Below are 15,138 nucleotides of genomic sequence, written 5' to 3'. Positions count from 1 at the left end.
TTAATCTCTATTTTTGATTGATTTACCCATTTCATGGCCAGGCCATTTTTTGCTCTACTAACCCTTAGCCTGCTCCTTAGCGCCTGCACACAGCGTATGATATGCCCTGCATATCAAAGTGCGTTTATCTATGATAAAAATGAGCTTCGAAAGAAGTTTAGTTATTTCCAGGAGGATTCCACTCCCAAAATATTGATGGCGAGTAAGAACAAGTACCTGATTGCCGAACCCAAATCGTATCGCAAAAAAATCAGGCTCATGCAGACGGTCGCGATGAAACCCGTGAACCCTATATTGCCGGATTCACTTACCACCGGTGATGAAGATCTTGAAGAAGGAAAGGATGGAGAAGATGGTGTCGTGCCGGGCGCCGAGCTAGACCTTGCAGCGCGGTCTGTTATCGATAGCACTTACATCGAAGACGTACCGGTAGATACAACCCAAACCTATGCAGATAGCGTCTACGTTATTTCTAAAGACAAAGAACTCCGGTTATTGAAGTATAACTTTCCTGATAGCCTGAAATTTGATGAAGCGACCGGCAAGTACGTTCCTGAAACTCCTGAATATGTTGTCACCGATATTCGGTACAATGTAGAACAGGATAATTACATGTGGTATCTTCGGAATAACCTGGTACTACCTGACGTGAGGTTATCTCAGCTGCAACAAAACGCACAGCAACAAGCTGAGGCAAAAGCTTCTAAAAAGACAAAAGAGAAAAAAGGATTTTTTGGATTCTTCAAAAATCTATTCAAGAAGAAAGAGAAAGAAGCTGTGGATACCACCGAACAGCAAATCAAGCCTAAACCTGCAGATGATTTTGACTTCGTTGAAGATGATTCAGTCAAACAGGCTCAGCAAGATTCTATCAAAGCATCCCAACCTGCTGAGAAAAAAGGAACCCTATCGTTCCTGAAAAAGAAGAATAAAGATGATGCGGATGATGCTGAGGAAGAAGTTGCAGTTCCTCAAGAAAAGCCCAAAAGAAAAAGAAAAGAAAAGAAACCTAAAACGGAAGCTACAGATGAACCGGTCGATGACGCAATTGTGGAGGAAGAGCCGGACGCAGATAGTGGCTTCTGATCGTATCAGCAAAAGAGGAGCGTTCATCACATGATCTTATTTAGCAGCAGAAAATCGAATTAAATCAGTGTTTGCTTTTAGCTTCCTGAATTTTTTTAAACTTTCGCAATTCGTTCAGGTTTTTAAATTAATTCAAACTATAACTCGAACCCTAGACTTTGGAACTCATTAAATCGCTCATAGACTTCATTCTTCACATCGATCAACACCTGGTGGAGATTGTCAGCAACTATAAAACCTGGACGTATCTGATTCTCTTTCTCATCATTTTTGCGGAAACCGGCTTGGTCGTCACCCCATTTTTACCTGGTGACTCACTATTATTTGCAGCGGGTGCCATCATTGCAAAACCTGAAAGCAACCTGAATATTGTGCTTGCTTGTGTTCTCCTTGTCGTTGCTGCAATCCTGGGCGATCTCGTGAATTATCATGTAGGTAAGTACATCGGACCGAAAGCTTTTAGTGGTAAATACAAGCTATTGAAAAAGGAATACCTGGAAAGAACGCAACAATTTTATTACAAGCACGGCGGAAAAACGATTATTTATGCGCGCTTTATCCCGATCATCAGAACTTTTGCACCTTTTGTGGCTGGGATAGGAACGATGAGCTACCTGCGATTTGCTACTTACAACGTAGTCGGTGGAGTGACATGGGTGATCAGTTTTCTTTTGCTAGGGTATTTCTTTGGAAGTATTCCAATCATCAAGGATAATTTTACTTACGTTATTTTTGGAATCATACTCGTTTCGATTCTGCCTCCAATTATTGAAGTGCTTAGGAACAGAAAGAAAAAATCTGTTAAGACGGAGGTCTGATTTTTTTAATTCTTATTCCAATAAATCTTTAAATTGTGGGTAGCGCGCCCTGCGGCAATGATTTCTTTTTTGCCATCACCATCCAAATCGGCAACTTGTAAATCTTCACAGGCTATGCCATTATCATCAATCCAATATTCTTTCCATGAATTGGGATTGGTGCTGTCGGGTCTATACATTTTAATACCTGTTTTTTTGGAAGCATCAGGTTCCCTCCATCCCACGATAATCTGGCTATGACCCATGCCTAATAAGTCAACAAATTTTAATGCATGACCTTGATTTAATGCTGTAGTCAGTACGTTGCGCGTGACCTGATCATTGATTTTACTATAAACAGCCAGCTGGTTTCCGTGCATCGGTTGGACTCCAGCGACAAGGCTGGCAGTTGCGTTTACACTCACTTCTCCAAAGCTTTCACCCTGAACGAACCAATCTCTTACTGACCAGTTACCATTTTCAAATCCCATTATTTTTAGTCCTTCTTTGCCACCGATATAAATTAATTCCCGGTTATCGCTCTCCACTACATCAAGGTTATGGGTTAGATGCATAGAATGATCAATCACGGAATATTTCCACGCCGTGTTAGGGCTCTTTGGCACTTCATAGCAAAGAACATTCACAGGATTTCCTTCTCCGTTTTTATTGCCAACGCCATGCAGGGGCAATACAATCAAATGAAAATTATTGTCTGCCGCTTTTACCCAGCGCATTCTATGAATAGTCGGCTCGTGGTGCAGCTTTACTGGTTTCCATAACTTGGTGGGATCTTCAGGACGAATAAGATAGTGAACGGATCCTGACTTTGCAGTGTCACTTGTTTCCCCGGGATTCCATTGAGCGCCGACCGCTACTTCAACTTTGCCATCGTTATTAATATCCCGGGCTGCAATGCATACGTTATCAGCTGCTGTCAGATTTTCGACCATTACAAATCTTTTCCAATCACCATTCCGATACCATACAAATTGCTTTTTATCTGCCAGCAGGATATCAGGTTTACGATCTCCATCAACATCCCCTATAGCAAGACCGTAGCCAATAGCAACATTGTCATCGATGGTATGCGGTTTAAATTTCGGTTCATTTTCAGGTTGAAAGAAAATGACACTAATCAAAAGCAGGAATAACGAAATATTCATAATCGTATGGATTAACCTTTCGTGATGGTGAAAGTTTAAACTTCATGAAAATTTTGGATAGGTGATCAGTCAAATAAAGTCAGATTGCCGAATTGGTCGGCAGGAGGAGTGGGTATGATGAGTGACGGAACATTGGTACTTGCGTTGTTGATTCTAGGCGACACCGGATAATGATTCATTTTTTCCGAGGGATAAGGTATCAACGCTTGCATTAAGTCACCTTCGTTGCTGTGATTATCCAACCAGATTTTTTCGTTGTCTTGTGTGAGAATCACAGGCATTCGCTCGTGAATCGTTGCAACAATCCCATCGGAAGGTGTGGTGATGATTGAAAAGGTATGAAACTCATTGCCATCGGTGTCTTCAAATTCCTCCCACATTCCCGCGAAGGAAAATAATTCCTGATCATTGGTAACAAGCCGATAGGGGATTGCAGTTTTCTTTCCTACTTTTTTCCATGCATAAAACCCGTCAGCAGGAATCAGGCACCGGCCCTTCATAAGCCCTTTTCTCAGTACCGGTTTCTCTGGTATGGATTCAACACGAATGTTAATGATTTTTTCACTGAGTGTTTTGTTCTTCGACCATTCGGGAGACGTGCCCCAATAAAATGTCGAGATGCCTTCCGATGACGTCGAGGTTATGACAGGAAGCAAATGTGTCGGAGCCGCATTAAAATTTGGAGCATAAGTATCCAGCACATCGATGCCAAATCGTTGTTCGAGTTTTTTGGGTGATGCTGTGATACTGTAGCGTTCAATCATAGCGCAAATATAGCGCGTTCGCTCTATTCTGAAATTAAAAATGAAAGCGCCCGCTCTTCTGACCAATATAATCCATTTTTGTTGAATTGAGCGAAGCCCACATGGCCACCGTGCAAAGGATTCTCGAATTTTATTAAGGGATGATTTCGGAGTTTGGCAGCAGGATAACAGTGCTCACTTAAAAAAGGATCGTTTTGGGCATTAATGATTAGTGTAGGAACAGTAATAGTCTCCAGAAATTGAAGAGAACTGCATTTATTGTAATAGTCTATCGCATTTTTAAATCCATGTAAAGGCGCGGTGTACCGATCGTCAAACAAAATCAGGTTATTGATCTTGTCCATGTCTTTTACATCGAGCCCCGAAACGTTTTTCGATTTGCGAATAATCTTGTCCTTCAGGCTTGTAAGAAAACGGTTTGAGTAGATTCGATTCGCGGGTTTAGAAATTTTAACACAGCTCGTATATAGGTCCAGTGGCGTTGAAAAAGCGACAGCCTTTCTGAGTTCCGGGTAGGGAGGCCGCTCACCTAAATACTTTAATGTCAAATTCCCACCCAGGCTAAAACCGATCAGGTTTATATCACTATAACCTTTTGATATGGCATGTGCAATTACGCAATGAAGATCATCTGTGGCGCCGCTGTGATAAAAACGAAGTTGCCGGTTCATTTCTTCACTGCATCCTCTGAAATTCCACGCCAGTATATCGAATCCTTTCTCAGCCAATGCACGGGCCATGCCTTTGATATAGGCGCGAGTTGAATTTCCTTCTAACCCGTGAGAGATAATAACAAGCTTGCTGTTGTTATTTTGTACCCAATCAAGGTCTAGAAAATCATCATCTGGAGTAGCAATCCTTTCCCGTCGGTACGCAATGTTTATGGATCGTAAGAGGGCAGGGTATATTGTCTCCAGGTGTCCGGAAAAAAGAAACGATGGCCGCTTATAGTTCAACGTAAGAAGATTAACACTATGACTTGCCGGCCACAATCTTAAGATGACCTACATGGTGTTCTCCATGCCAGGCATACAACGCAATGAGGTTAGCAAGTGATACAGGATCCTTCTTATCGGGGCGGGTGTATTCTTTGTCAAGATCACTTTCCGTCAGAAGAGTCAGCAAGGCGGTCCATTTCACATGAAGTGTTTTTAACAAAGACACGGAGATGATGGGATCAAGCTTTGTTTCTGGTGTCTCTGCCCATGCTTTTTCATCATAGACTTTGATCAAAGGTGTTGGCTCTGTAAGCGTCCATTTAAAACGGATATAAGCGTTCATATGACTATCAGCCATGTGATGCACGACCTGCCTGGCGGTCCAGCCACCGTCGCGATAAGGTGTATCCCATTGTTTGGCATTCAGGGTGCTGATCACTTTTTCAAGAGCAGCCGGTAATTTTTCAATCCTTAAAATATTGGATTTTACTTCCTCGGCGGTATATGTTTTTTTCGGGGCAAATTTGCCGATAGGATAACGGAGTTCTTCGTTATTCATGGAATTGTTCTTTAGCTTTTTTTCGTCTACTTCTAACGCGAATGTTAACCATTTCGATAAGCATCGAGAAAACGATAGCAAAATAAATGTAACCTTTCGGGACTTCCTTGTGGAGGCCTTCCAGGAAGAGCATAAATCCTATCAGGATTAAAAATCCCAGCGCCAGCACTTCCATGGAAGGATGCTTGTGGATAAATCGGCTGATTGCGCCTGAGAAAATGATCATGATGGCAATAGAGAGAATTACCGCAATGATCATGATGATTACCTGGTCCGTTAGACCGACTGCTGTGAGTATTGAATCGAACGAGAAAATAATGTCGAGTAAAATGATCTGCACAATTATTCCGACTACGTTGGCTTTCCCACTGCCCGCTTCCATTTCTTCCTCTTCACCTTCCATTTCGTGATTGATCTCGCGTGTACTTTTAGCAATCAGAAAAAGGCCGCCGAAAATTAAAATCAGATCTCTGCCACTGATTGGCAATGGTTCCTGAAAAATCAGCGTAGCAGGAATTGTAAAAAGTGTTTCTTTAAACCGCATCACCCATGTGATGGTGAGCAGCAAAAGAATTCTGACCACCATCGCCAGCAACAAGCCTAAGTTGCGTGTCTTTGAACGAATCTCGACGGGTAACCGGTTTGAGACAATGGAAATAAAAATAATATTGTCGATACCTAAAACTACTTCAAAAAACGTAAGGGTAAGTAAAGCGATCCAGGCCTCCGGATGAAGGAAAATTTCCATTAAACATTGAAGATTAAGCTCTAAAAATAAAATAAGAAATACTATCCTCCAAAGCTCACGGTAATTATAACAGATCTGTATTTAACAGCGTATCTGAAAGAGTGAAGGAGATGGACTAAAAGCAAGGTATTTTCAAGTTATCCCAATGCTAACGGTCAGGATGGAGTTTAAGTTTAAAACGGTTGTTATTTTTATTTTGCCGAAGCAAGTGCTAATTGTCAAATTCAAGCAACCATAATTTTAGAGCTTCCATAAAGTGTTGCAGATCACCTTCAATCAGCCGGAAATTTTGACTTTTTAAAGATTCTCGATTAGGGATTTCGCCAGGGGCAGCAAAAATTGCTTTAGCGACTATTGGTTTTTTTCGCCCAAATCCAGGAGCTTTCATCAGATCCAATGCTTTCATGTGCACCCATTGGTCGTGGCCTTTGCCCTTAAAGATAATCGCTGCATCCAGCGCACGTAAGTTTTCAATATGTTTTTGCCGCTGCTCTAACAGCTCTCCTTCAAACATGGGGATCAGCACACGGTAGCCACATCTTTCTATTAAATCAATGTACGGTTTTACTACCTGCTGATCTTCGCGATCATGCAAAAGATAGATGGCGCGTCCACCCGTCTCTTTGACAGCTTTTCGTTCGATGGCCTCCAACAACTCTTCACGAATGATGTTTTTAAAATCCTCCAGAGGTGTTTCCAGTAACTCTGCGCCTTCCTGCATTTCTACGTCGCGCTTGATAGTTTCAATAAATTTTTTCTGACGTTCATTGATGTGTTTCAGATTCGGAGCTATCCAGATCAATCGCGTAAACGATTCATTCTTTCGCTTTGCATCCACACCTTTATCCGACGCGATTTTATGTTGAAGGTCAACAAACGAGCGCGCGCTTCCATCTGGAATTTCGCCATAGGAATTTCCGATCATATGAATTGACAAAGCACATTCATCCAGATCTTTGCGGACAATCTCATCGATGTTAGGCGTGTCGTAGGAAAGCGCCCTGTCGGGAAGTACAGCATATCCATGCCGTTGTAATTCTCTTGTGATAATGTTTCGTTCGACCGACAGATCGTGGCTTGTTTCAGCGACGTAGACAATTTTACGATTGAAAAGATTTTTTACAGCAGGCTCTGGGGTTCCATTTTTCAGTCGATGCAGGGCACCCACCAGATCATAGCTTAAATCGACGAGTTCCATCCAATATTGGCGTTCTGCGTCTGTACTGAAATAGTCCGAGTACTCGCGGATTTCGCCTGAATCGGGATCAAGCTGATACATGTTGTAACCAATTAATGGGCGCAAAAAGTCAGGTTGATCCTGTTGTGTCAGTGGCGATTTTGTTACTTTAAAAATGCGGTTGGAATTTTTATTTACGGCATTATAAAAAGTCTCGACATGTTGCATACACGCGGTCGACCTGATAAAATCTTTGGAGAGGACTGGTACAAGCACACCCACATTATCCAGTCGGGGCGACGTTAGCGTGTCATACTCACCTTTGAGCATAATTTTAAGTTTCTCATTCGTCACCTGGGTAAGCATGAACTCCAAAAACTTTTTGAATTGTGATACCCATTCCACGCTACTTTCATCTGAGGGTGCATTGTCAGAGTCAGCAAAAACGATTAAAATATCAATATCGAGAGACATGAATCACTATGGTGTTGAGAAGGATAGTAGAAATATTTACTGCTCATCTGTCACATTCGTAACAGATATAACATGGTGGCAATTAAAAGTTAAAGACGTTCAAAGTTCAAATATCAAAACAGGTCATAAAAAGCCGCTTAATTCAGTATTGAATGCACAAATGCATAATATATCTAGTAATAAACCTTGAAGCTAGAGCAAAATTTCAAATCCATAAAGCGCTTGTAAGTTTAGGAGCGAATCTCAACATTCGTATGGCCCATCTTTTTGTAGTATTGAATTAAAATTCAAAAACTATAATGAAAAAGGCTCATATACTGTGTTTTATATTCCTTTTTTCACTGACCTCGGGATTTGCGCAAAGCAGCAAGGCCTTGGCCGATGCGGACCGGTCTTTTAGTGTGAGAAGCTATGATATGGCGTTGGCAAAATATCTGGAAGCCATAGCAGCCGGCGAAAAAGATCCAATGGTCCATTATAAGACCGGCGTCTGCTACCAAAAATCTCCGGAGACCGATCAACAAATAAAAGCTATACCCTATTTCGAATTTGCATTAGCCAATGGTAAAGACATGCCGGCGATATTAAATTATGACCTGGGCACGATCTATCTCAAGGATGAAAACATTCAAAAAGCACTGGAATATTTTAATAAGTTTCGCGAGACCAGCAGCAAAGCCGATAAGAAAGCTATGGCGATGGCGGATGAAGCCATTCAAACGTGCCACAACGCAGTAGCTTTAATGTCGGTGCCGCGCGATTTTACAGTACATCATTTTAATTCCATCATCAACAGCAAATACACAGAGTATAATCCTGTGTTGTCGGCTGACGAGAGTGTGATGGCTTTTACAGCACTAAGACCCAATACCGGCAAGACCCGTACAGGTGATAAGTTTATTGAAGAAATTTATATCACGTTTAATAACTCAGGCGCGTGGTCTGAACCAAAACTTGTTCCCATCGCTCATGATTACAACGTAGGGACTGCTGGCCTTTCGGCGGACGGTCAGAAAATGCTTATTTTTATGGGCGGCTCCACAGATCCGGGAAGTTTATTCCAGATCAATAAATCAGGAGATGAATGGTCCAGACCAAGCTTAATTACCCCCACGATCAATACACCAAAGTTTCTTGAATCAACAGCGAGTATAACTCCGGATGGTAAAACAATTTATTTTGCGAGCGACCGTATCAACGGGCAAGGTGGACTGGATATTTATAAAACAACGATGCAGGCTAACGGGTCCTGGAGTACACCTGTGAATCTTGGTCCTGAAGTGAATACGAAGGCCAATGAAGATGCGCCATTCATTCACCCCGATCAAAAAACCTTATTCTTTACTTCAGATGGTCACAATACCATGGGTGGTCGCGATATCTTCGTGTCAAGACTAGTCGGTAACAAATGGAGCAATCCGGAGAACATGGGATACCCAATCAACACTACCGTCAACGATAACTATTTTACTTTGATCGCAGACGGTACACGTGGTTATTTTTCGTCGGACCGCAAAGGAGGTATGGGTGGCCAAGACATTTATTATATTGATATGCCTGCTGAATCTGCTGACATCCCGCTCACGATGATAAAAGGAAAAATTTTAAACGCAGAGACAGGAAAACCAATGCCAACAAAAATTTATCTGATCGATAATAAGACGGATAAAAAACTTGACTTCGTCTACAATCCGGATCCAGTGACGGGTAACTACCTCGTTATTCTGCCACCGGCAAAGGATTATGATATGGTTATTGAATCCGAAGGATTTCTACCATACACCTTAAACATTAACATTCCAAATCAAACCTATTTTTATGAACTGTATCAGATGATCAATCTGAAAACCATTCGCCAGTTTGATGTTGTCGTCGGCCAGGAGGTTCAGGTGAAGAATGCATTTTACGATACCGACCAGGATGTGAAAGCGGACTTACGCAAAACACACGAGGCTAAATTGGTACAAGGGGGTACCCTGGACGTTTATGATATGATGCTGGACCTTATTGCATCGCAGGATAAAGAAGGGATGACTTACCTGACGGATTTAATTCAAATGAAAGATCCGATTGAGGATGTTAACTTTGATGAAAAGCAAAATTCGCGCATTGAGGTAGCGTCTCGTACTTACTACTATGACGAAAGTGACGAGAGCAAATTTGAACAAAAGAATGTTGGTGGAAAAACAATTTTTTCCCTTCCAACTTTTATAATGAAAGAGGAGGTGCAAAAGCAAAAATTGCAAGCCAAGGCAACGGAATTCGATAGGGCTGCACTAACCAAGTCAGCAAAAATTTATTTCGATGCCGGTAAGAGTGACTTAAAGGTCCAATACAATAGTCAGCTCGATGCCATTCTCGCTGAACTTAAAAAATACCCAGGACTCGGCGTGGAAATTCTAGGCTTTGCTTCCATCGAAGGAACAGAGGAGTTAAATCGGGAACTTTCTAATAAACGTGCTATTGCCGTACTCGATTATATCAATCACAAAGGTATCGTTCGCCGGAGAATCGTAGCAAAAGGGTACGGTGCAACGAAAGATCAGTCGGCTTCCAAGGAAGAAGGTAGACGTGTTGAAGTAAACATTGTGGATTTAAGTGCCTTAATAGCGGCGAAGCCATAATCATTGCTACTAAATCAACAAGTTTGTAGGTCTTCTAATTAGGGTTGGGACTTCAGAAATCTGGCATAGCCGTACTTTCACTTAGGGATTAAAAGTGAACTATCTCCATAGCTCAAAAATCGATAATCATTTAAAAGAGCTTCGTGATATACTTTTTTCCAGTCATCGCCAATTAAAGCTGCCACCAGTAGAATCAACGTTGAGGATGGCTGGTGAAAATTTGTGATAAGGGCATTGACGATTCTAAACGTGTAGCCGGGAACAATATAGATTGAAGTTTCTCCAACAATTTTCTGCTTTTCACTTTCATCCATATACTTTAATACAGCTTGAAGTGCTGCTGTTGATGTCGGGGGTTCATTGTACGTATAGGCATCCTGTTGGGATATAGTGAAATTTGCGCCAGGGTTAACCAAAAGTTTTGCGCCAAACCAGTAAAGGCTCTCCAATGTTCTCAGGGAAGTGGTCCCCACGGCAACAATGTTTTTTCCTTTCAAAAGATTTTCAATATTCTCACGGCTTACAACCACTTGCTCCTGGTGCATCACATGGTCCAATGGATCTTGTACTTTTATGGGTTGAAATGTTCCGGCACTGACATGCAGCGTTAGAAAGTCGACAGCAACATTTCTTTGTTTGAGAGATTCGAATACGGTAGCTGTAAAGTGCAGGCCAGCCGTTGGCGCCGCAACGGCTCCTTCCTGGTTGGAGTAAACCGTTTGATAACGTTCTTTGTCGAGTTCTTCTGAATTCCTTTTGAGGTAAGGCGGCAGCGGCGTATCACCCGCACGTTGGATTATTTCGGCAAATGAAACGTTGTTGGTCCAGGTAAAAGTGACAATGCCTTCTTGTTTGTTTTCAAGTGAGGCCTGGAGTGTGAGATTATTTATTTTTTTTACTAGCGTAATGTTATCAGTCCAGCGTTTTAAATTACCGATGGCACATTTCCACGTGCAGCTTCCTGTGACCTGCATAGCTTCCAGAAGCAATGTTGAAGGTCTGATTGGATGAAGAAGAAATATCTCTATCTCAGCGCCGGTTTCTTTTTGAAAAAGCAGACGGGCAGGAATAACTTTTGTTTCATTAAAAAACAAAGATGCGTCCGGCGGTAAGAACGCGGCGATGTTGGTAAATTTTTCATGCGTTACGGCACCTTTATGATAGACAAGAAGCCTGGATTGATCACGTTGTGCCAGCGGGTATAACGCAATTTTCTCTTGCGGCAGGTCGTAGGTGTAGTCATTAACGTCAAGCTTCATGGCTGATAAAAAAACAAAGTTAAGTTTAAAACATTATTTTCGTCGCGGATATTTTTATGACGATTAAAGCATCTTTTTTAAAGAAAATCTTCCGGTTCAACTTTAATGCCCGAACGTCGCGGGGTCTAATGGAAGATAAAACGTCGTGGTTCATCAAGCTATGGGACGAATCAAATCCGGAAATTGTCGGACTTGGAGAATGTGGACCGCTGCCAGGACTAAGCACCGATGCAAAACCGGATTTTGAAAATATCTTAGCGGACGTTCTGAAAGAGATTCAGAATATTAAGCTTCCGGGTGACCTTCACCAACACGGGGATGCGATGCTTGCTCATATTGCCCGGATGGTTCCGACAGATTGTCCGGCAATCTCCTTTGGATTGGAAACGGCATGGCTAGATCTCCTCAATGGAGGCAAGCGAATTGTTTTTAAGAATAGCTTTTTAGAGGGTAAAGCGATTCCCATCAATGGATTGGTATGGATGGGAGATGTGGACTTTATGATCCAGCAAGTGCACCAGAAAATTCAACAGGGATTCAAATGTATTAAGTTGAAAGTTGGCGGACTTGATTTCGATAAGGAATGTCAAGTGTTGAAAGATATTCGGCGACAGTATGGCCCGGAGCAAATTACCTTAAGGCTGGATGCAAATGGCGCTTTCCATCCTAATGAAGCGTTGGAGAAGCTGACACGTTTAAATCAATTTGCCATACACTCCATTGAACAGCCCATTAAGCAAGGGCAGGAAGAAATGGTGGATATTTGCAGACATTCACCGATACCTGTGGCCTTGGATGAAGAGCTGATCGGATACGAATCAGGAGAAAGAAAAACCGAGTTATTAAGGAGACTACGACCACAGTATATCATCCTCAAACCTACACTTCATGGAGGTTTAACCGGATGTCGCGAATGGATTGCTACTGCGGAAAAACAAGGAATAGGGTGGTGGATTACTTCTGCGTTGGAGTCAAATATTGGATTGAATGCAATTTGCCAATTTACCGCTAATTACCCAATCAATTTGCCGCACGGCTTAGGTACGGGCGCGATCTATCAAAATAATATTGTTTCTCCGCTCACGGTTGAAAACGGAAATATTTACCTGAATTCCAACAAAGGTTGGGATGTGCAAAACCTTATTCATGAAAAATAAGCAGTTGTCAATTACATGACATTTTCTCGTCGACAACATTGCGACTTTTGGACTTGTAAAAAAAAGTCATGGAAAAAGTCTCACGAGTTGTCTACTGGTTTGCCCGGATATTGGCTGCGATCATCTTAGCGCAAACCTTATATTTCAAATTTTCTGGATCAGAAGAATCGGTTTACATTTTCACTACCGTTGGGATGGAACCGTGGGGAAGAATTGGTGTTGGTATTATGGAGTTGACGGCTGCTATACTGCTGCTTCTTAATGCAACCGCATGGCTGGGGGCTTCACTGGCTTTCGGTTTAATGATTGGTGCAATCGGTATGCATCTCACATTGCTGGGCATTTCAGTTCAGGGAGATGGTGGTTATTTATTCTCTCTTGCCGTAACGGTTGCCTTATGCAGTGCATTTATAATGCTTCGAACGAGGGAAAAAATATTTTCACTGCTACAGTATTTCAAGAAAGAAAAAAAAAAGTCTAACGCCTGGGCATTGACTATTGGATTTCCTTCAGGGCATTTTCGAGTTCTGCTTTAAATTCTTCTTGCGCTAAAGAGCTTTTAAGTCCTTCGATCAAAAAGTTCGGTATCTTTTGTGAGGAAGAAATCTTCGATTTTATTTCACTGATCATTTCCAGCGCATTGGCTTTTCCTTCAAAATCCTCATGCGCTTTCACTTTGTTTTCAAGAACATCCCAGGCGTCGCTGACTTTTACTTTGGGTGTGGCAGTTGCTACAACGCTCTGCGCAGCGCTGGTTCGGTTTTCCACGCATGCATTATATTCGTCTACAATTTTATGAATGTCTTTTTTGTTTAAAAGATCCCTGTCAATTTTATCGGCTACGACTGGACAATCATCTAAAAACTTTCGCATGTTCTTCTTGAACGTCAGATTCGGTACTTCAATACCCTCGCCGTCTTTTTTAAGGAGATACAACCCACCATACGTGGTTTGATTCTGAGCCTTAAAAGCATAGAGGGATAAGTAACCGGTTTTCACGACTTTCATAAAGGCATATCCGTTTGGTCCTTTGACGGGCTGATATACTTCGTTGTTGATGGAGAAACCTTTAACCTTGAAAAAAGGATAAACGGTTTTCTTCTTACCGGTTTCTGTAATCTGAACTTTTTTATCAACACCAAAATCCAGCGCTTTTACATCGCCCCGGAGTGTGTCACCTTGCACCGTTACAAGAAAATCCTGCGCTAAACAACTTGTTGAAAATATTATTGACAGTACGAACAATAGAGTTAAACTATTTTTAATCATCGGTGGTATAGTTGAGGTGCTTAAATTATGGTGCGCCATGTTAAATCAGCTTTCCTTAGTACATTATTCGGTTTTAGGAAAAGACGTTTAAAGATAAGCGATAAAAATTTTCAATTCATCAAGAAATAAATTATGACTTATAAAATAGTCAGGCATCATCCTAAAACCGCTTTCCTGCATTTAATATTGCAAATATTTAGATGAATAGAGTTATTGCATCAAATACTCTGAAATATGGTAATGTATAACCCCAAGCAGTGGTTTTCCCTGATTTTTCATGCCTACAGCCGGCGCGTGATGCGTACACTGATGCCGGCTTTGATATTTATGGCGGTTTATACTTCCATTACCTGCTATATTTTTATAGACTATCTCGAGTTGCATAAATCTGAATTTCAGCCTACGGTCTCAATGCACTCCCTGCTTGGGATTGTATTGGGTTTGTTTTTGGTGTTCCGGACCAATACAGCCTATGACCGTTGGTGGGAGGGAAGACGGTTATGGGGTGGGATGGTTAACAGTACAAGAAACTTTGCGTTGAAGATCAGTGCCTATATCAGCAAAGAAAATCACGAGGAACGGGACTGGTTCTTTAAAATGATTTCCAATTTTGTGTTTGCTGCCAAGGAAAGCCTTCGGGGTGGCGTACAGTTTGCTGAACTGGATCCGCCACCGGATGAGTCTTTAATTAACGACTTAAAAAAATACAAACATAAGCCTAACCGCATTGCAGCATTGATGTATCAAAAAGTCAATGAGCTTTATATTCAAAAGAAACTCAGCGGCGATCACCTGATCAATCTTGATAAAGAGTTAAAAGATTTTATTGATATACTGGGTGCCTGCGAACGCATCAAGTATACACCTATTCCATATTCGTATATGATGTACGTTAAAAAATTTATTTTCATTTACATCATCACATTGCCTTTTGGATTTGTAACACAATCCGGATACATGACTATTCCAATCGTGGTACTTGTTTCGTTTGTCCTCCTTAGCGTGGAACTTATTGCCGAAGAAATTGAAGACCCTTTCGGCAGAGATATAAATGATTTGCCTTTGGATGAACTGGCAGGAAAAATAAGAGATAATGTTCGTGAAATTCTGCTGTAGAGGT

General features: G+C 41.6%; 14 protein-coding genes. 6 read left to right on the top strand and 8 right to left on the bottom strand.

The annotated features are described in order from the left end of the window. The first annotated feature begins 33 nt into the window (after nt 1–33). Both P2W71_RS26105 and P2W71_RS26100 read left to right on the top strand, forming a co-directional pair. Entirely contained in the window at nt 34–1,086 is a 1,053-nt protein-coding gene (locus P2W71_RS26105; RefSeq protein ID WP_276374374.1) for a hypothetical protein, read from the top strand. 158 nt (nt 1,087–1,244) lie between these two features. Then, complete coding sequence (locus P2W71_RS26100; protein ID WP_276374373.1) at nt 1,245–1,904, top strand: DedA family protein; 660 nt, start codon at nt 1,245–1,247, stop codon at nt 1,902–1,904. 5 nt (nt 1,905–1,909) lie between these two features. Here the strand turns inward: P2W71_RS26100 and P2W71_RS26095 are convergent, their stop codons facing one another. The 6 genes from P2W71_RS26095 to P2W71_RS26070 all read right to left on the bottom strand — a co-directional run bounded on the left by P2W71_RS26095 (nt 1,910) and on the right by P2W71_RS26070 (nt 7,709). Beyond that, a complete protein-coding gene (locus P2W71_RS26095; protein WP_276374372.1) occupies nt 1,910–3,049 on the bottom strand; it encodes a VCBS repeat-containing protein in 1,140 nt (379 codons plus the stop codon). A gap of 65 nt (nt 3,050–3,114) precedes the next feature. After that, nucleotides 3,115–3,813: an SOS response-associated peptidase gene (locus P2W71_RS26090; protein WP_276374371.1), complete on the bottom strand. Its 699-nt coding sequence runs from the start codon at nt 3,811–3,813 to the stop codon at nt 3,115–3,117. Nucleotides 3,814–3,836: 23 nt separating this feature from the next. Then, nucleotides 3,837–4,769: an alpha/beta fold hydrolase gene (locus P2W71_RS26085; protein ID WP_276374369.1), complete on the bottom strand. Its 933-nt coding sequence runs from the start codon at nt 4,767–4,769 to the stop codon at nt 3,837–3,839. 16 nt (nt 4,770–4,785) lie between these two features. Continuing rightward, nucleotides 4,786–5,310 carry a YfiT family bacillithiol transferase gene (locus tag P2W71_RS26080; RefSeq protein WP_276374368.1) on the bottom strand — a complete coding sequence of 175 codons (525 nt, stop codon included), beginning with the start codon at nt 5,308–5,310 and terminating at the stop codon, nt 4,786–4,788. Then, nucleotides 5,303–6,058, bottom strand: a complete 756-nt coding sequence (locus P2W71_RS26075) for a TerC family protein (RefSeq protein ID WP_276374367.1) — start codon at nt 6,056–6,058, stop codon at nt 5,303–5,305. Before P2W71_RS26075 ends, P2W71_RS26080 begins: the two co-directional genes overlap by 8 nt. Before the next feature lie 211 nt (nt 6,059–6,269). Continuing rightward, nucleotides 6,270–7,709 (bottom strand): DUF4062 domain-containing protein, encoded by a 1,440-nt coding sequence (locus P2W71_RS26070; RefSeq protein WP_276374366.1) that lies wholly within the window; start codon nt 7,707–7,709, stop codon nt 6,270–6,272. Between the two features lie 299 nt (nt 7,710–8,008). On the opposite strand from P2W71_RS26070, the gene P2W71_RS26065 reads away from it, so the two are divergent. Continuing rightward, complete coding sequence (locus P2W71_RS26065) at nt 8,009–10,333, top strand: OmpA family protein (RefSeq protein WP_276374365.1); 2,325 nt, start codon at nt 8,009–8,011, stop codon at nt 10,331–10,333. Between the two features lie 77 nt (nt 10,334–10,410). Here the strand turns inward: P2W71_RS26065 and P2W71_RS26060 are convergent, their stop codons facing one another. Continuing rightward, entirely contained in the window at nt 10,411–11,592 is a 1,182-nt protein-coding gene (locus tag P2W71_RS26060) for an S-adenosylmethionine:tRNA ribosyltransferase-isomerase (protein WP_276374364.1), read from the bottom strand. A gap of 128 nt (nt 11,593–11,720) precedes the next feature. On the opposite strand from P2W71_RS26060, the gene P2W71_RS26055 reads away from it, so the two are divergent. Together P2W71_RS26055 and P2W71_RS26050 are read left to right on the top strand one after the other, a co-directional pair. Next, nucleotides 11,721–12,749, top strand: coding sequence for an o-succinylbenzoate synthase (locus P2W71_RS26055; RefSeq protein WP_276374363.1), 1,029 nt, complete (start codon nt 11,721–11,723; stop codon nt 12,747–12,749). Between the two features lie 68 nt (nt 12,750–12,817). Next, the gene (locus tag P2W71_RS26050; RefSeq protein ID WP_276374362.1) at nt 12,818–13,285 is read left to right on the top strand and encodes a DoxX family membrane protein; all 468 of its coding nucleotides are present in this window, start codon (nt 12,818–12,820) and stop codon (nt 13,283–13,285) included. Here P2W71_RS26050 and P2W71_RS26045 read toward each other — a convergent pair. Continuing rightward, nucleotides 13,245–14,018, bottom strand: a complete 774-nt coding sequence (locus tag P2W71_RS26045) for a hypothetical protein (protein ID WP_276374361.1) — start codon at nt 14,016–14,018, stop codon at nt 13,245–13,247. The genes P2W71_RS26050 and P2W71_RS26045 overlap by 41 nt on opposite strands. Before the next feature lie 234 nt (nt 14,019–14,252). Between P2W71_RS26045 and P2W71_RS26040 the strand changes: the two genes are divergently transcribed. Then, nucleotides 14,253–15,134 (top strand): bestrophin family ion channel, encoded by an 882-nt coding sequence (locus tag P2W71_RS26040; protein ID WP_276374360.1) that lies wholly within the window; start codon nt 14,253–14,255, stop codon nt 15,132–15,134. Nucleotides 15,135–15,138 lie beyond the last annotated feature (4 nt).

The organism is Chryseolinea sp. H1M3-3, assembly GCF_029360725.1.
GTDB lineage: Bacteria > Bacteroidota > Bacteroidia > Cytophagales > Cyclobacteriaceae > Chryseolinea.
The sequence above is the reverse complement of the archived record's forward strand: the minus strand, read 5'-3'. Positions and strand labels throughout refer to the sequence as shown.